At 65.2% G+C, this 17,033-nt stretch carries 15 protein-coding genes; 1 reads left to right on the top strand and 14 read right to left on the bottom strand.

What is annotated here, in order from left to right; translation table 11 throughout:
* The 4 genes from ABD981_RS13660 to ABD981_RS13645 form a co-directional block, all read right to left on the bottom strand.
* Positions 1–1,623 (bottom strand): hypothetical protein, encoded by a 1,623-nt coding sequence (locus tag ABD981_RS13660; RefSeq protein WP_131723855.1) that lies wholly within the window; start codon positions 1,621–1,623, stop codon positions 1–3.
* A 1,472-nt stretch (positions 1,624–3,095) separates the two neighbouring features.
* Positions 3,096–5,492, bottom strand: coding sequence for a phage tail tape measure protein (locus tag ABD981_RS13655; RefSeq protein ID WP_131723854.1), 2,397 nt, complete (start codon positions 5,490–5,492; stop codon positions 3,096–3,098).
* Positions 5,493–5,880: 388 nt separating this feature from the next.
* Positions 5,881–6,195, bottom strand: a complete 315-nt coding sequence (locus ABD981_RS13650; protein WP_131723853.1) for a hypothetical protein — start codon at positions 6,193–6,195, stop codon at positions 5,881–5,883.
* Positions 6,196–6,227: 32 nt separating this feature from the next.
* Complete coding sequence (locus ABD981_RS13645; RefSeq protein ID WP_046907292.1) at positions 6,228–6,791, bottom strand: phage tail tube protein; 564 nt, start codon at positions 6,789–6,791, stop codon at positions 6,228–6,230.
* Between the two features lie 68 nt (positions 6,792–6,859).
* Between ABD981_RS13645 and ABD981_RS13640 the strand changes: the two genes are divergently transcribed.
* Positions 6,860–7,423 (top strand): hypothetical protein, encoded by a 564-nt coding sequence (locus ABD981_RS13640; RefSeq protein ID WP_131723851.1) that lies wholly within the window; start codon positions 6,860–6,862, stop codon positions 7,421–7,423.
* Between the two features lie 396 nt (positions 7,424–7,819).
* Here the strand turns inward: ABD981_RS13640 and ABD981_RS13635 are convergent, their stop codons facing one another.
* The 10 genes from ABD981_RS13635 to ABD981_RS13590 form a co-directional block, all read right to left on the bottom strand.
* Entirely contained in the window at positions 7,820–8,068 is a 249-nt protein-coding gene (locus ABD981_RS13635) for a hypothetical protein (protein ID WP_046907291.1), read from the bottom strand.
* On the bottom strand, positions 8,068–8,412 hold the full coding sequence (locus ABD981_RS13630; protein ID WP_046907290.1) for a hypothetical protein: 345 nt from the start codon (positions 8,410–8,412) through the stop codon (positions 8,068–8,070). Before ABD981_RS13630 ends, ABD981_RS13635 begins: the two co-directional genes overlap by 1 nt.
* On the bottom strand, positions 8,409–8,942 hold the full coding sequence (locus ABD981_RS13625; RefSeq protein WP_046907289.1) for a hypothetical protein: 534 nt from the start codon (positions 8,940–8,942) through the stop codon (positions 8,409–8,411). The genes ABD981_RS13630 and ABD981_RS13625 overlap by 4 nt, the downstream gene beginning before the upstream one ends.
* Before the next feature lie 194 nt (positions 8,943–9,136).
* Entirely contained in the window at positions 9,137–10,093 is a 957-nt protein-coding gene (locus ABD981_RS13620; RefSeq protein ID WP_046907288.1) for a major capsid protein, read from the bottom strand.
* Between the two features lie 79 nt (positions 10,094–10,172).
* Positions 10,173–10,760, bottom strand: coding sequence for a hypothetical protein (locus ABD981_RS13615; RefSeq protein WP_123954394.1), 588 nt, complete (start codon positions 10,758–10,760; stop codon positions 10,173–10,175).
* Positions 10,761–10,769: 9 nt separating this feature from the next.
* On the bottom strand, positions 10,770–11,750 hold the full coding sequence (locus tag ABD981_RS13610) for a VG15 protein (protein ID WP_240495180.1): 981 nt from the start codon (positions 11,748–11,750) through the stop codon (positions 10,770–10,772).
* Entirely contained in the window at positions 11,750–13,180 is a 1,431-nt protein-coding gene (locus ABD981_RS13605; RefSeq protein WP_046907385.1) for a phage portal protein, read from the bottom strand. Before ABD981_RS13605 ends, ABD981_RS13610 begins: the two co-directional genes overlap by 1 nt.
* Before the next feature lie 533 nt (positions 13,181–13,713).
* On the bottom strand, positions 13,714–15,417 hold the full coding sequence (locus ABD981_RS13600; protein WP_240495179.1) for a terminase large subunit: 1,704 nt from the start codon (positions 15,415–15,417) through the stop codon (positions 13,714–13,716).
* Positions 15,392–15,874 (bottom strand): P27 family phage terminase small subunit, encoded by a 483-nt coding sequence (locus ABD981_RS13595; RefSeq protein ID WP_123954393.1) that lies wholly within the window; start codon positions 15,872–15,874, stop codon positions 15,392–15,394. The genes ABD981_RS13600 and ABD981_RS13595 overlap by 26 nt, the downstream gene beginning before the upstream one ends.
* 781 nt (positions 15,875–16,655) lie before the next feature.
* A complete protein-coding gene (locus ABD981_RS13590; RefSeq protein ID WP_046907287.1) occupies positions 16,656–16,994 on the bottom strand; it encodes an HNH endonuclease in 339 nt (112 codons plus the stop codon).
* Positions 16,995–17,033 lie beyond the last annotated feature (39 nt).

The following is a 17,033-nucleotide window of genomic DNA, read 5'->3' as shown; positions in this document are numbered from 1 at the left end:
TTAGACCGGTGGCGGTGCCCCTGGGCGCGTGGGCGGGTCCGGGGTAAGCCCCGTGTCCGCCGGCATGCCGTTGCTTGCCACCCCGCGCAGCGTGAGCGTCTGCCGCACGGCGGTCCCGCTGCCTTCGGTACGGATTCCGATTACCCATGCGAGGGTGTCGAGCTGTGCGCCCGTGGTGTCGACGACGCGGACCACGTCCCCGAGATCAACGCGAGGGTTGGGAAGAATCTCCACGCTCTGGAGCTGCGGGGCAGGAACGGCGCCTGCCTTGATTAGGGCTTTGGCGACGTCGCGTCCGGTGCCCCCGTCCTGAATCCAGGGGGCACCGTCATGCTCGAACGACTGCATGCCATAGGCGGCTTGGCTTGCCGCATCTCGCTCCGCCGCGAGGGACACCACGGGCGTTCCCGTGGTCTGCGACGGCTTCGGGGTCCCGAGATTGCACGCGTGGTAGTAGAACGTGCTCGCCGAGCGGTTCCGCACGGTGAGATAGACCGTGCCGTCCTCGCGGCGGATGCTGTATTCCGCTGCGCCGCGCACGAGGGGGGCCGTGGTGGCGGCTGCTGTGCGGATGATCAGGTTTCCCCAGCCGCTCAGCGCCCCTGTGATGGTCGGCGGGACCGGATCGTAGCGGTCTTCGCTTGTTGGCATGCTGCGGGTAATCGTTGCCCCTGCCGCTACCGCAATCGGGGTGGCCGGGGAGTCTGTGAGACCCGCCAACTCGTAGTCGTGGCCTGCCCAGTTCTGCCACTTCACGGCTACGGCGTTCCGGCACGCGTCGATTTCTTCAGTGACTGTGAGACTCGCCAGTTCCCGGGCAGATGAGACCGTGAGTGCGGGCGTGGTTGGCGTCGCCGCCCACCGGGTGTAGTCCTGCCATCTGATGAACCCGTCCCGGTCGACCTCGACTGTGGACAGCGTGGCCCGAGCGATGTCGGTGAGAACCGACCAGACATCTCCGGAGACCGCCGGGAAGACCGCCATGGGGAACGCGGGTGTTCCGAGGGTCGCGCCCTTGGTCCATGTTCCCGTCAGGGTGCGTTCCGCGTCGGTAGCCGGCTTGGCCGCGAGCTGCGAGATCTGCATGGCCTCGATGCGCAGGTTCGTCACCACGAGATTCACAGCGCGTAGTTCGCCCGGGGGCGACGGAGCTGTTGCCAGGCTTTGGTCTGCCCCCGCCCAAGCGGTGCCGTTCTTCGTCACCACGGGGGCGACTGTGGGCACCCCCGTAGAGCTCCAGCGCAGCCACCACCCGAAGTGATAGGTGCCTGCGCCCATGGCAGCCGACGTGTTCCACGACACTCGCTGATTCGACGCAGGGTCGGCATTTGCTCCGTGGCTGGCCGTCATGGTGCCGGTGAGGAAGTTGATCTCAAGAGACACGAAGCGCGAGTCAGTCCCCGTGTCGTATTGGAGTCTGTACCGAAGAATCTGATCTGTGTTCGGATTGCTGAAAGTAGTGTTCGCCCAACCCTCCAGCCAAAGCCCATCACTGGTGCGATTGACGGTGGCCACGGCCGGCCGGTAGTTCGCCTCGGCCGTAGAAAAGGTCCCGTCCATCGCGCTCTCAAAAGGCGCCCCTGTCTTGGTCCAGAACGACCACAGGCCAGACAGGCGCTCCACACTTCCGATGGTTGGGGTGAGGCCACCGTGCATGGGTGCATAGAAAATTGCCGTGCTGCGCGGAGGCGGGCACGTGTGAATTCCTGCGCTCCGTAGCAGGTGATCCACAACCCACGTGCAGGAGGTAACCCAGTAGAGAACGAGACTGTCCGGTGTGACAGTCCTCAGCGGGATGTCGGGGTACGGGAGCCGGGCTGGCTGCCGCAGCCGTTCGGCACCATCGAGCGCAGACAGCCGCACCACGTCAGACCCCGACTCCGCAGACCGGGTTCTGACCTTGCCGCGGAATGCGTCCAGCGACGTACCGCCCACACCCCACCCGTGTACGACGGACTGTCCAGGGCGCGCCACGTCACCGGACGAGCGCGGGGCCCACGGGCCGTACAGTGCCGGAGCGCTCTTGCCACCTGCCCCCGTCACCGTGACGTCGAGCTGCGCGCTACTGGACCCGCTGAACGCTCTCATCGAGTCGGGCAAGTCGGTGCCGTAGGCCCGGTCAAGAGACCAGCTTTCGACCTGCGCCGAGACGTCCCGGCCTCCGAGCCGCAGCGTGTGTGCGGCAGTGCGCTGCCCGAGTGCGAGGGCCGCAGTAAGCGCGGCGCTAGCCGGCTGCACTACTCGTCACCTCCACCAGGTCCAGCCCGATGTCCCTGTAAGCCCCGTCCCGGGGAGTGGCTGCGTGCCGGTACGCCGTGATGCTGTGGGCCATGCTGCCCTCGCCGATCGGACGAGAGCCGGCGAGCAAGGACGCAGACGTGTCCCCGAGGCTGAGGGCGGCAAATCCGGTAGGGAACAGGCCGGTTGCCTTGAGTCTCACGGCAGGGCGCATAAACGCTGCGTTTGCCGGGCTAACTGCCACAAGGGGCCGCGTCGTATCTGTCTGCACAGCCGAGCTGATGAACGTCTTGGCTCGCGTGTACCAGTGCAGGTACACACCCTCTACCTTCGGAGAGTAGGAGGGAGACGAAGCAGACTCCGACCACCAGGTGACACGTTGGTTTGCGGGGACAGGGAAATAAGACCAGGCCGGATTAACCCACGCCAGCTCTGCCGCACCGCTTGCCGGGACAACTCGAACATCTGCAACCTGGCGGAAAGGCTCCGTGTCCGTAGCCATGAAAGTAATCTCCCCCGGCACCACGCCCCATTGAGTAGTGCTGCCCCTGCCTTCCGCCTGACGATTTCCCAGCAGGTTGGTGGACAGAGGGTCGAGAACTGCCACCGGCTCAAAGCTGTAGCTCTGTCGAGCCAGCAAGTCTATGTGCCGAACGTCCTCGGGTAGCATCGCATCCCACACCAGCTTGTACCGGCGCGGGGCATTAGACGCTGTCCATGTTGTTACCCCGCCGCCGAGTGACCGGAATTCAGTGACGCCGAGATCCGGGCTGCGGTCAAACGACTTAGCGCCGTCGCGGATCTCGCGTAGTCCGCCCTCATTGGGATACCGACTCGGAACCCCAATCCACATGAACTCACCTCCTAGCGATCTGTCGATTTCCTGCGGCCACGGCGCGCGCGATTTCCTGCGCCCCGATCTTGACTACAATCTCCTGTCGTTCGTAGCGCTCGGCACGGATGCGGCGGAATTCCTCACGCCAGTAGTCGGCGAGGTCCGAAAAGGTGCGTGTGGGGGCGACCTTCCCCGCAGCCTTGTAGGTATTGACCCGAGGAACCGTCACCATGGCCCGTAGACGCGCGTCGAGCACATGCTGAGTCTCATCAATTCCGTCGACCACGCCCGGAGGAATCCACCGGCCGATCGCGTCACGCATGAGTCGCGAGGGTGAGTGGATTCCGAGGGCCGAAGCAATCGGGCCCGGAATGGCGTCCTTGGCCCACCCCACGAGCTTGTCCTTGAGCCACCCGGTCATCTTCGAAATGCCGTCCCACAGGCCGTGGATCAGATCCTTGCCCTTGTCGGCAAGCAGCCGGCCAAAGTCGCCGAGCGACTTCTTGATTCGGTCCGGCACACCCTTCAGCCATTCGACGAACTCGCCGAACTTGTCTTTGGACTTCTTGGCAAAGTCGCCGACCCAACGCGCTCCGTCTACGAAAGCCTTGCCGAGCTTTCCGATCCAGCCGATGATGTCGCCGAGCCAGTCAATGGCAGTGCCAAGCACGGTGAAGAGACCGGAGAAGATCGGTCCGGCGAGCCGGATAATCACCGGAATCACTGCGCCCAGGATCTTCGCGGCAAGCTGTGCCAGCCACGTAATGACCGTCGACACCACCGAAATGACAGGCTGCGCCTTCTGCACAAGCTCGGCGAGCTTGCCGCCGATCATCTGCACTGCGGGAACGACCCGAGTTGTCACGAACGCGGCGAAGGCGGTAAAGATCGGCTGGACGTTCTCCAGGATCGCCGTATAGATCCTCATGGCTGCGGGCAAAATTGTTTCGGTGAAAATCCTTGCAAGGCCCGTCAGTACCGGCATGACTGAACTGGAAACCGCCCCATACAGGGTCATGAATGAAGGCAGGAGCTGTGTTGAAAGCACACCCCACACACCCCGCAGTGCAGGAAGCAACATTGAGTTGAAGAGCTGCCCAAGTGCAGAGAACCCTGGTGCGAGGGTGTCGCGCGCAGTTGTCCCGAGCCCCATCAGGGTCTGTCCGAGACCGGCAATGGACTGCCCGCCGGCGCCCGAGGAGAAGGCGCCGAAGAAGCCGCCGACAACGCTTTTTCCGATACTGAATGCGGGTCCGAGAACGTCACCGACTGTGGACGCTAGCGAGACCAGCGGTGGAATCACACTGTTGCCGAGGAAGTTCGATACACCGACTTCTAGCGTCCGCTTGAATTGCTCGATCTTGGCGGCGCCGTTGTTGTGCAGCGCATCGCCCATCTTGTCTGCGGCACCCGCGGTATCACCGAGGGCCTTTACGGCTGTCTTCGGATCCATCGCGAAAAGTGCGCGGCCTAGATCCTCGGCTTTCGTACCGAAAAGGCCGACGGCTACCGCGTTCTGTTCGGCGGGGTCCTTAATGGCCTTGATGCCGTCTAGGACTTGCTGCAAGCCCTCCTTGGCCCCGGCCCCGCCGCCCGCAATCTTGCGGGTCATCTCCTCAGCATTGAGCCCGATGGCCTTATAGGCATCAGCACTCGTCTTACTACCGTCCGTCGCCCGGATCTGAAATTCCTTCAGGGCATCGGCCATGGTGTCCGTGTCTCGGGCGCCTGCGGCAAGACCTTGGGACATGAGCCCCATTGCGTCTGCGGCGGAAAGTCCGAGGTCCCGGAACTTCGTCGAATACTCGTTGAAAGTGTCGGCCATGTCGTCGGCCCTCGGACCCATCCGCTGCATTCCAGCGGTCAGGATGTCGAGTGCTTCCGAACCGTCTTTGGCGAGACCGTTCTTGAGTATCTGACCAACGGCATTGCTAGTCTGGCCTAGGTCAAGTTCGAAAACGTCGGAAAGGTTGGCAACCTTGCCGGTTATCTCTTCGATCTGTGCGTTCGTCGCTTCGGGCGGAAGGATGCCGGACCGCATCACGCCCGAGATTGCCGATGCCGCTTCCTCCACGGAGCCCGTGATGCCGTGCGCATAGAGCTGCCCGGCCGCTTCGCCGTAACGTTTCGCCTCGGCGGGTGTGCTGCCGAGGGACGCCTGTATCCGCCCGTCAATGCGGGTCTGGTCCAGGGCATCCGTGAACCCCTTGACCAGCAGGGCGGCAGCAGCGATGCCGATGGCGGCGAGACCGCCCTTGAGGACCCCACCCATCTTTCCGGTGAAGCCCTCGCCGGCTGCCTGCCCGCCCTCCTGTCCGGCGCTCTCTGCGGGGCCTGTGACTTGCCGCTGTAGCTCGGAGGCGAAGCCCGCAACCTCCGGAACAATCGACACGTAGCCCATACCGACTTCCACGGCCACTACGAGTCACCCCCCGGCTTCGGCTGCCAACGGACGAGGTACGCGGCAACTTCCCGCGGGTCTCGCTCGGTTCCGCCGATGCGGTCCGGGCGAACTCCGGGACGAGCTAGCGGCGTTGGGCGTCGACTCGGCGACTTGGCCCCGGCGTTGCTCCGCTGCCAGTTCGCTTCCGCGAGTCGGTCGTGTAGTGCGGCGAGTAGCTGTGTCTCCAGCGTCCATCCGGCGTCCTCACCGGCGAGCGCGCGGCCGAGGGCGGATTCCGCGGGGAGGGCAGTCACCAGGGCCCGCAGCCGGCGCCACGTGAGACCGGACCCGGGGCGGAAGACGTCCCGAAGGTCTGCGCGGTAGTAGCGCGCTAGGTCCGCTTCGATGGCCTCTCCGTGCTCACTCAGGAGTCGGCAGAGGCCGGCGATTCCCCCAGCGGGGCACCCTCATGGCGCTGCCACTGACGGAAGAGCTCGCCGAGCGCAGACAGAGGAATCGGCAGCTCGTCGAACGTCTGCCAGTCGGTGCCGAGACCAGCCTTAAGAAGGGTCTCGATATCCGCCGCACTCGGGTTATCGACGTTCACGGTCTTGAGAATCTTCTTATCGAGCTCACCCGCTGCGGGCATCTCAAAGAGGTGACCGGCGGTAGTGAAGCGGAACGGTTCCCGGCGCGCTTCGCGCACCCACACGTCAAGGTCAAAAGCAGAAGTGGTCAAAGGTTCCCCCTGTAGGAAACTTGTGTGTCTGATCAGGCAGCCGGCGCAGCAGACCAGGCAGGGTCATTGGAATACTTGAAAGCGACCGTGCCATCAGGTCCCGGATAGGCCGTAATCGTCAGCTCGTACGAAATTGCCTCATCGCCCTTGTAAATGATGTCCCCGGTCTCGGTGACTTCGCCGTCCGGAATGACGATCCGGATATGCGAGTCACCGTCGATGACGTCAAAACCGAACGTCCTGCGGTCCGGGCCGGGCGCCTTTACGGCGAGCACAGACTTACCGTTCATGGTCACCACCTTTGAGCCCTTGTGGTAAAGCTCAAGCACGGTCTTACTGGTCTCGATGGCGGTAAAGGAAAAGGTCATCTCGCTAGAGGAGATGACCTTTCGGACGGTCTGCCCGCCCTGCCAGCCCTTAATTTCGGACGAGTCGGCCGAGTTGGACTCGGTAATGCCGTCATCGGATATCCATCCGATGTCGGTAAAGGCCACATCCCAGTTGGATTCGGAATCGGTCGGGAGCTTGGTCTTGGGCGGTGCCACGTACGCGGCACCTGTGATCGCTACGCGTACAGCGCTTGCGGAAAGAGGCATGGGTGTCTCCCTGGTGAGTTTCGGGAAAGAGGCCGCGACACGTCGTCAGCGGCAGTACAGTGCGCGCCATGGACGCAGGATTGGCCGCTGTGTGCGGCGCATTGGCAGGTGCAGTTGGCGCAATAGGTGCCGCATGGGCGACTTCTCGCACGCAATGGAAAAGCGCAAGATTGTCGGCCAGGGCAGCACACCAGGCTCAACGACGGGAAGAAAGGACTTCGCGGTACAAGGAGTTTGCTTCCGCTGTGAAGGAGGCTTCAATTGAGCTCACCATCACAATCCCTGAAGGGAGTGATTACGTTGACTATTTCACGGATGATTACATAGCGCTGGTCGAACCTCTCGTTAAGGGCGTCGTAGACAGTTTTCCCAATGTGGCGTTGGCGGGCCCCAAGGAAGTACGTAAAGCTGCGCGAGAGGCAATGGACCACGTTGGCGCCACAATGATTGCGGCCCTAGAGCTAAACGAGTGCTACCGACGGGCGCCCGAGGATCGCCCCATGCGAGAGGATACGCTCCAGTCGTTCACGAGCTTCAAGAGATCAAATCGCCTGGTGTATGAGACATGGACTGCCTTCATAGAATTGGCCGGAGAAACCCTTGATGACGATGGAGTCATTTCATTGCAGTGACGAAACCGCGCATATGCACTTCCACCGCGAACGCGTACCGGGGCGACCCCGATACGTCGTCGGGTAGCCACTGCGGGCCCCCGACTTCCCGCACGGTGTAGACCGTGACCCCGCCCCGAACTCCCGGGATCGCGTGAACCAGGGCGCGGACCAGCTCGGCGAGATCGGCGGCGGCGGCTTCGGTCTCTGCCCATGCGTGGACATCGAGGCGGGGCCGGTCGCTTACGGGGGTCGCCCTGGTCCCCCCGACCCGTTCCACCCGGACGAACCGATCGGGGCGGGGCGAGGGAATCCGGGACACCACGGAGACCGGTTCGCCGGCTGCCGCAAGAGCGGTGCGGAGATACCCGGTTACCACGGCCACGGCGTCCGGCATGACGACGACCGGGCGCGTGCTCACTCGGCACCGTCCAGCCCTCGCAGCAGAGCCCGCCGCGTGCCCTCGCTGTCGCCGTGCTTCGCGTAGTCGCCGATCACGGCAGCACGCCAACGGTGAGCACCTAGAGCCGAGTCGGTCCGGAAGTCGCCCCCCGTGGTCGACTCCGCGGCAGCCTTCATCCGCTCGGCGATCCGGCGGACTTCGGCCCCGGCTTCGTCCGACTTCATCAGGGAGTTGATCCCGTTCCGGTTCGGGCGGAAGCGCATCAGCCGATCACCTCCTTTAACCGGGCTTCGGTGTGGTGGTGTCGGCCCGAGACCGTCCAGCGGGCCACGTCGCCGTCCACATCGAGCAGCCGGCCGAGCGCCACCACGCGGTCCCCGGGCTGTAGGTCGACGTCGACACCGCGACGTGTGGTCAGTCGCCACCCGGTGACGACCACGGGCCGGTCCCCGGTGTCCTCGGTCGACACGTCGGGCTGGACGGACACGCGGCGGACGGTCGTCCTGGTCGCGCGGGCCCAATCCCGAACGGTCGTCTCGTTGCCGTACCGGTCGACCACAAAGGGGGCCCGGACGATCACGACCGTCTGCGTGTAGTGCACGCTCACCGGAGCCTCACCACCGCGACACGCCGCCGGTACCGGGCGAGTAGGTCCCGGTCCGCAGGGGCGAGAGACGCCCCGATGGTCTCGGCCGAGTAGGTCACCGAGACCGAGCCGACCGACTCTTGCCGTAGATCGGACGGATTGGTGAGCACTCGGCCGGCGAGGGTGAGCACGACCGCGAGCACGTCCCCGGGCACGGACGCGTATCCGTGGGTGTAGGTGACGGTCACGGCCTGGTCGTCGACCACAGCGAGCCGGTCCCGGACGAGCTGCCACCGATCCGACGGAACGAGCTGCCCGCCCGTACGGACGGACTGCACGGCGATCACGGGACGCTGCGGCAGCACCACCCAACCCCCGTCCGGGTGGAGCGTGGCCGAGCTGGTCCCGCGGGTAAAGCTCTGCCGGGCTTCCCGGCGGACCACCGCGGACGCCACATCGAGCACCAGGGCGGCGCCCTCGGGCAGCTCGGCCGGCTCGCGCTGCATCCACGCGGCAAGCTGGCCCACTGTGGCCAGTGCGGGGAGTGCCATTCGCGTTACCTCCCCTGGTTACTTGACTGTCTGTGCGCCGCACGCCAGACACCGCGTCACGGTCCGTGCGACCCCGCCCGAATCGAGAACCGGGAAGCTCTCAATGCGGGGCGGGGGCGGACAGGAATCCGTGTGCGGAATCTTGGGGGCGGACGCTGCACGCTTACGCGGCGGCAATTCCGTACCCCTCTCGGCTACTTGGCGAGGACGCCGTTAAGGCGCGCGGCGGCCTTGCCGCCGAATACGGCAAGGCCGCAGTAGAACTCAATTCGGGTGCGGTAAGCGGGCTTCGTTTCGAGCTGCCCGAGGTCGTCCACCATGACACCGCCATTGGTGAGACCGGTCACGGCCTGGTCGTCCTCGGTCTGGCCGAAGCGCACGGCGTAAATGCTGGACGCGTCGGTGGCCGTGCCCTGCGTCTCCGTCTGCGGAAGGATGTCCGCGCCCGCGGCAGTCTGGCCCGGGTCGAGCAGCGGAATGCCGTTGTACGTCGCCACGAGCTTTCCGGTAAGAGCCTCGCGAACCATCTCGTATCCGCCGAGCCGGCGAGCCGCGCTCTTGATCTTCGCGATTACCTGACGGTTGGCGTAGATCGCGCCGTTGGTGCTGTTCAGACCCGGGACGGAGCCCACGAGACCGTCCAGCAGGTCAAAGAACGCGTGCGCGTCGGAGCCACCATTGCCGACGATCGGAGCGCCGTTCGTGCCCGCGGAAATCACCTGCGAGCCGGTCAGCCGCTTACGCAGACCGTCAAAGGACTTGGGGTCGGTGACGGTGTCGCCGTTGAAAAACGTGTCCTGGTACTTATAGGCGGCAGCCTTGACCTTCATTCGAGTCTGAATGGCGCGCTGGTCATTCAGGTTGCCGCGGGTCTGGACGATGAAACGGTCCACGTCCGCGTCACCGCCGAGAATCACGAGGGATTCCGACTTCTGGTTTAGTGTGCCGGTACTCTCGGTGTAGCCCTCGTTCACGCCTCGAAAAGCGACGCCCGGCAGCGTGGCTTCCTCGTTATAGCTGTACGAGTTGCCCTCAATGGGCATGAGCGGAATGCGGTCCAGGATGGACGATTCCTGGACGAAAGTCTCGATGACTCCGCGCTGTAGGTTGGTGGTGCTGAGCTTCGCGGACTCGGCGAGTGAAAGCGCCATGTGCTATCCCCCTGAATTTGGGCATGAAAAAAAGGGACGCACGTTTTGTGTGTCCCTCGGTGTGGGTGGGTGGTGCGGGTTACTCGGCGGTGCTGTACGCGTCCCGCAGCCGATCGAACGGCGTCGCCGGCTCGTCCGCCGGGTCCGTGGTGCCGCGCTGCCCCGAGCCGACGTCACCCCACGGGGCGGGGCTCGATGCGGTCGACTCCGCGGCGAGATAAGGCTTGGTCCGTACGAGCTGGTCCACGGCGGCGGCAATGGCCGCGGTGTCGACGTCGCCGGCCGTACCGGTAAGCGCGTCAAGGTCGACCAGGGCGAGCGCGTCCGCAGGGTCACGGAGCTTGCCCGTTGCCGCCGCGCGAAGTTCGGCGCGGACGAGCTGCCCCATGAAGTCGGCGCGGATCTCGTCGCGGAGCGCGTCAAGGTCGGTACCCCGCTGCGCAGCGTTCGCGCGGCGGAGTCGGGCCGCTTCGGCGTCGGCGTCCGTGGCTCGCTTCTCTGCGGCAGCTCGGGCAGCACGCTCGGCGGTCAGCTCCGCCGCAGAGTCGTTGCCGCCCTCGCCCGGCTTCGTGCCCTCGGGCGGGTTGCCGCTCGGCTTCGGGTCTCCCTCGCTCGTCTTCGGCTCCGGGCCGGTCGGGTTCGGGTTGGGATTCGGGTCGTTCGGCATGGGTCCCTCTCACGTGATGTATCCGTGTTTCCGGAGCATCGCTATTTGGTGCTCTCGGTCATCGCCAGCAAGTTTGAAAATGGTTTCCGGCATTAGCCGGGCTTCCTTGGCGCGCTCGTACCGCCCGCCCCCGGGCACTTTCGCGAACGGTCCGAGGGACTTCCCTCCGATGCCGCGTTTCGTCGTCCCCTCCGTGGTCACCCGCAGCGGGCCCCGGCTCGTGGCAGCCGTCGACAGTCCGCGCCGAGCGTTCACGAGCTGCCCGAGATCGGCCCCGGCCTCCAGTGCCTTGACCCCCGCGGCACCGAGCCGCTTCAGCTGGTCCTCGGGGCTCATCCGGCGAAAGAGTTCTTCCGGGGTGTCGGTCCCGCGCCACTCGGCATCCGTCATCGGTTCCATGCCGCAGTCACACCGGGGGTGCCGACGAAAGCCGGTGCTGTAGCTGTACTGGCGCCCTGAAAGGACGATGCAGCGAGCGCACGCGGGCAACCGGACCACCCGGACGTAGGACACGCACCGGGGCTCGGCAGCCATGGCGACCGACGTAGCGGCACGCGCCGTGTCGGCAACCGTGGTGCTTACGAGCATGGCCATTTGGTTCAACCCGACCAGGGATGCCGCTTCCGCGGACGCTCCGCCGGCTAGAGCTTGAGCCGTGCTGATAGCCGGGACGTAGAGCAGCGTGGAGAGCGGACGAGCGTCCGCGGCGAACCCTGCGAGGGCGCCCGGCTTCAGCAAACCGAGCGGACCGGCTGCCGCACCCTGCGCGAGCATGGAGGCGGTGACGAACGCTTGGGCCCCTGCCGCCGCACTCATCTGCCCGGCGGTCACCGCGGCGAGGATCGCGCGGCCGGTCTCGCCCGACATCGCGGACAGGATCCGGTCCGGGGTCACATCCCGCCACAGAGCTTGTACGGCTTCGACCACGCTGCGCGTGATGCCCTGGACTTCCGTGTACCGGGTCTGTGCGAGCGTCGCGGAGTCCGGCATTACGCGACGTCCGGCAGCTCGTCCGCGGGCCCGTCCTCGCCCTGGTCGTCCTCGGGCGGCTTCGGCCCATACAGCGCGGCCACGTTGCCGCCGAGGATCGCGCCCGCCTGATCGTCGCGCATCCGCTTCCACCGAGCGATCACGTCCGGGGTGACCCCGGGGATTCGCTCCCACAGAGCCTCATCCGGTACGCCAATGCTCTTGAGCTTGACGAGCGCGTCCGAGTACTGGGAGTCCGAGCGGAACTGCGGGTCACGCCAAATCACCGTGCCGAGCGCGAGGGCTTCAGCTCGTCCCCGCTCGCCGGCTGCGAGGGCTTCCAGCCGCATCACTTCGCGCAGCCCTGCGCCGAAGTGCCGTTGTCGCTCGGTCACTTTGGCCACTAGACCGGCTTCCGATGCGGCGAGGGCATCAGCACTCACGTTGATGAGCTGCCCACTTAAGTACGTGGCGGGCGTACGGGTCTGCGCCGCGATGTGCTCGACTGCTTTAGTGATAACCCTTAGGTAGTTGTCGAGATCGGCGGCGGAGAATTCGGCGATCGATGCGCCTTCCTTCTCCAGCCACAGCAGACGGTCCGAGCGGAACTTGTCAATGGGCTCGTCTTCCTCGCCGACGACTTCACCGGACTCGGGGTCGATGATCTCCCGAACGGGACGGTCCATCCCGAGGATTGCCCGAGCGGGCAGCGCGAGACCGTCCGAAGCGGTGAGCAAGTGAGCCCACAAGGTATTGACGGAGTCCTGTAGCGGGAGCACGGTCACCAGCTCGGAGCGCGGCTTTCCGTGCAGCCTGCCTCGGTTGGGGAGTTCCACCAGCGGTACAGCGCCGAGCGGGTTCTTGATGTGCGAGGGCTCACCCCGCGGAAGCCCGACGGTACGACCGGTCCACTCGTGGCTTCGGCCCTTCCGCTGCCACCGATAGACCATGTCCGGAGTGAAGAGGGTGGCAAGCTCGTACTCGCCGTCCCGCCATGCTTTCAGCCCCGCAGCGCGGAGCCGGCGACGACCCGGCACGTACTCAACGATGGCGTTTGCCGCGTGCTCAAAGGTGATCTCGGTGTTCACCCCGTCCGGCTTCCAGACCAGCGCGTACGAGCGGCCCGTGATCAGCGCTTCCAGTAGCGCTAGACCTATCTCTACATCGCACTCGGACTTCCGCCATGCCGTCGCGGCTGTCTGGTCCACCGTGCCGTCTTCCAGCCGGAATCCGAGCGGCATGAGCCGTTCCACCGTCGCGTCCGGGACCGTCGCACACCAGTTATCGGAAAAGTCCTTGAACAGTCCGCCCGTCTGCGCGCTGAACTCGGGCGACGCGAACAGCAGCGGGCGCTTTCCCTCGTACGCGTCGGACCACTTGCGGGTCTCGTTCTTCCGTCGCTCGATCTTCGCGCGGAGCCGGACCGTCATCTGTAGCGGAGTCTCCGCCATCCACACCCCCTAAAACACCGCATTAGTTCCATACTTCACAAACAGGCCAATCGGGGTAGCTGACGACAGCTCAGAAGGCGTCACGCACGACCGAGTTGGGCGATACCGTGTGCCTAGGGGCTGGCACCTAGTCAGTCCTTAAACGAGGAGAGATCCATGAATAACGGTCCCTAATTGCTGACTTAAGGGATGCGGGCGGCCCTCGGCCCCCAAGTCCGTCAGTCAAAACAAGGACGTGATACATGGCCGATATTTAACCCATTAGGAGAAAACGTGAGTATTCAGACTCAGACCCCAACCCCAACCCCAACCAGCACTAAAGTGATGGCTGTGCTTCTTGCCGTCGCTGTCGCACTAGTTGTCGGCCTGGTGGCCGGCATCTGCACGTTTGCGATTAGTGCATCTCTCGCAGCAGCAATGGCTGCCGGAGGTGGTGCGGTCATGCTTACGCTGACCGTCATCACTGCGCTACGAGAAATGTGGCGTAACTTGTAAGAAGCGGCGCCCCGTAACATCCGGTTGCGGGGCCAGCGCTAGGCGCTCGCAGCGCGAGGACGTTTGAGTGGTCGGCGCACGTAGCCGTCAAGTGCCATGACCGCAGCGGCAATCCCGTCGATTCGCGCGGACGACTTTCCGCGGTCCGGCTTCACCGGGCGCATGTTGTCGTTGCCGTCGCGGTACACCTCCACCACGCTCGCGTTCCAGCGGAGCACCGGGTTACCGCCGTGCCGTATTCGGCCCTCGCGCAACAGCCGTTCCAGTTCCTTGCAGCCCGGAGACATGCCTAGGTAGGTCTGCGCGACCGGGACGACGTCGACACCGCGCGTCTTCGCCTCGATGCGTTGGACGAGCTGCCCGGCAAACATCCGGTCGTACGAAATCCGCTGGACGTCCAGCCGGCGGCAGTCCGCCACAATCTGTTTCTCGATGGCGTCATAGTCGATCGCGTCGCCCTCGGTAAGCGTGATCAGTCCCTCGCGGGCCCATTGCCGGATGGGGACCTGTAGCTGTTGCTCTAGCTCGTCGGCCCTCTCCTCGGGCAGCCAGAAACGGGAGATCAACTCCAGCTCGACCCCGGGCACGCGAGATTCAACAGCGAGCACCCATGCCGACAGGTCAGACACCGCGGAGAGGTCCACGCCGCCCCACGCGCGCCGATACCGGAACGACCGATCGTCCACGCTGCCCGCGTTCGCGTCCCACAACGAGAGCGGCAACCACCTCGAAGCGGCCCGCATCCTCCTGTTGAGAGACAGACGACAGAACGTCGCAAAGTAACTCGGTGTACTCCGTGCCTTGTTGGCCTCACGGCGCATGTAAGAGAGCGAGGGTGATGCTCCGAGCCCTGGATTCGCCTTACGCCACGTGCTCTCGGCGAACGGATCGTCCGTCTCATCGGCCGCCCAAATGACGCCGTAGTGGCCAGGGTCCGAGACCACGCCGTCCGCGCAACGGCGCGTGTACGTGTGCTTCTCGTCATAGATGCTGCCCTCGGTGCCCTCATCGGCAGTCGTGATGTAGATGATCAGCGGCTGATCCCGGGCACCGGTACCGGTCTCGATAGCGTCGATGAGGTCACGCCGCTTGTGCACGTGCACCTCATCCACAATCGCGCCGGACACGTTCAAGCCGTGGGCGGTCTCGGCAATCTTCGAGAGGGCCCGGAAGACACCGCCCGTACGCGGCACCCGGATAAGGCCCCGTAGAACCTCCACACGGCCCCGTACGGCCCGCGAAGTGAGCGCCATGCGCTTAGCGTCGTCAAAGACCCGCTCGGCCTGTGGAAGCGAGCCAGCAGCCGCGTACACCTCTGCGCCGATCTCGCGGTCCGCGAGCAACAGCACCAGACCGATGCCACTGCTTAGTGTGGACTTGCCGTTTTTACGCGGAACTTCGATCCACGCCGAGCGGATAACCCGCACCGCACGCCCCAACTCGGGGTCATGCGCGAGCCATCCGAAGACCGGGGCGATAACCCACACGATCTGCCACGGCGAGAGCCGAAGCCGGGAGTTCCCCCACCGCCCCTTCGTGTGCTTGAACGACTGGATAGCGTCCACGGCTCGGCGAGCGGCTGACACATCGAAGTAGGCGCCCGGGGCGTCCGCGGCTTGTGCTGCCACCACCAGGGGCCGCGAGCGGCACGCGTCGGCTATCTCGCCCTCGGAGAGGCCGAGTTCGCGCAGTGCGTCCAGTGGGGCGGGCAGACCGTCAGTCGAATACGTCTCCGTCATCATCCCCACCAAAGTCCGGCGGGGTGATCCGGGTTGCCGACGCGGGCGAAAGCCCAAGCTCACCCACCAGCGAGCGGAAGTGACTCCGGTACTGGTGGGCAATCGTCACCCACGGCGATTTCACGTTCCCGCGCTCTGTCTCGACTACCAGCCCCGTGCGGGAAAGCTCCCGCTCTGCCTGCCAGAGCCGAGCCACCGTTAGGCAGTACTCAATGGCCGTTTCGCGCTGCGAGTCGGTCAAGCCGGCTGCCACCACCAGGGCGGGAATCGTCCGGCGCCACACATCGCGAGCCTTGCCCCGCACGTCCTCGGCGGAGTCGCCCGGCAACAGCTCGTCCCAGTCCGGTTCGATCGGCTCGGCAGGGGCGAAGCGCGCACCCTCGCTGTTGCGGTCCGAGCGGAACGTGCCCTCGCGGACTGCCTGTATATGGGGCTTGGGCTTTTGCCCGGGTACTGCCATGGGGGTTCACCTCCACCGAAACGCTCTGATGAGCCATGCGAGTTTTTTGCCTCCCTGCCGCTCTGGCAGGCGAGGGGACGGGGGTCACCCCCTGGTCAGAACGGCGGACGCTCGTTCGCCTCACGCCGAGACCGAGCCTCAGCAGCGAACCCGCCGGGCTGATTCCGCGCGGTCTCGCGGTTGTGGCACGCCACGCACAGCGGGCGTAGATGCTTCGCCGCATCCGGAGTCGCCTCACCCCTCGCGATCAACTCGCGTCGGGACAAAGGGAAGTGGTCAGCCACGTTCGCCATGCCGCCGCACAACACGCACCACGGGTTCGCGTACAGGTACGCACGCCGGATGCGCTGCCACCGCGTGGTGTAGACCGCACCACCACGTGACGCCCGATCCTTGTCCGCTTCCCTCTGGTGTGCCGCACAGCGCCCGCCACGGGCAGTCAGTTCGGGGCACCCGGGTACCGAGCAAGGGGGGCGGGGTCGTCGGGGCACGGGGTCACCTCCAAAACGGCGGGAAGAATTTATGGACAGGAATTGCAACCCACGTGCGGGATTTTGGAAGCAACATCTAGGAAGAAATGACTAGACCGATTCTGTGGTCTACTAAGGCGCCCAATCGACGAAAGGGAAGCCGTGAAATCCGTGACCGACACCCCCACCGTGCGCCCCGCCCTCGAACTCCGCTTTGGAGGACTGCACTTGACCGTGCAGCGCGTCCCGGGGTGGCTCGTCGCCCTAATCACCACCGTCGGGGGGGCGGCGGGAGCATGGTGGGCACAGCGCTAGGCAGCGCGCCCGAACTCCGTCCGCGTCTTCAGCGCGTGGCACCCCCGGCACAAGACCTGAACGTTGCCGCCCGTGTCGGTCCCTCCCATCGAGAGGGGCCGCACGTGGTCCACGTCCACGTCTGCCGCGGGGAAGTCGTCTAGACACCAGTCACACCACGCGTGCCCCTTCCGCTCGACGATCCGGCGGAGTCGTGCAGCAGCGTCATTGCGGGCCGCTCGTCGTCGGCTCCGTGCTCGCCATGTGCGGACGGTCGGTCGTCGCTCGTACGCCCCGTGGTGGGTCTTGCAGCGGCCCCGATGGGTCGCCGGCTCCGTGCAGTCGATACAGCGCATGGCGCCCCCTCGATGTCGTCGGCCTGGTCGTCGTTCTCT

Origin of the sequence: Streptomyces showdoensis (assembly GCF_039535475.1) — a bacterium.
GTDB lineage: Bacteria > Actinomycetota > Actinomycetes > Streptomycetales > Streptomycetaceae > Streptomyces > Streptomyces showdoensis.
This window is presented reverse-complemented; position numbering and strand designations above follow the sequence as displayed.

Bases quoted from the DNA above. Each gene is read 5' to 3' on its own strand.
- ABD981_RS13645 (WP_046907292.1), bottom strand. From the start codon at position 6,791: ATGCCTCTTTCCGCAAGCGCTGTACGCGTAGCGATCACAGGTGCCGCG.
- ABD981_RS13640 (WP_131723851.1), top strand. From the start codon at position 6,860: ATGGACGCAGGATTGGCCGCTGTGTGCGGCGCATTGGCAGGTGCAGTT.
- ABD981_RS13635 (WP_046907291.1), bottom strand. From the start codon at position 8,068: ATGCGCTTCCGCCCGAACCGGAACGGGATCAACTCCCTGATGAAGTCG.
- ABD981_RS13625 (WP_046907289.1), bottom strand. From the start codon at position 8,942: ATGGCACTCCCCGCACTGGCCACAGTGGGCCAGCTTGCCGCGTGGATG.
- ABD981_RS13620 (WP_046907288.1), bottom strand. From the start codon at position 10,093: ATGGCGCTTTCACTCGCCGAGTCCGCGAAGCTCAGCACCACCAACCTA.
- ABD981_RS13615 (WP_123954394.1), bottom strand. From the start codon at position 10,760: ATGCCGAACGACCCGAATCCCAACCCGAACCCGACCGGCCCGGAGCCG.
- ABD981_RS13610 (WP_240495180.1), bottom strand. From the start codon at position 11,750: ATGCCGGACTCCGCGACGCTCGCACAGACCCGGTACACGGAAGTCCAG.
- ABD981_RS13605 (WP_046907385.1), bottom strand. From the start codon at position 13,180: ATGGCGGAGACTCCGCTACAGATGACGGTCCGGCTCCGCGCGAAGATC.
- ABD981_RS13600 (WP_240495179.1), bottom strand. From the start codon at position 15,417: ATGATGACGGAGACGTATTCGACTGACGGTCTGCCCGCCCCACTGGAC.
- ABD981_RS13595 (WP_123954393.1), bottom strand. From the start codon at position 15,874: ATGGCAGTACCCGGGCAAAAGCCCAAGCCCCATATACAGGCAGTCCGC.
- ABD981_RS13590 (WP_046907287.1), bottom strand. From the start codon at position 16,994: ATGCGCTGTATCGACTGCACGGAGCCGGCGACCCATCGGGGCCGCTGC.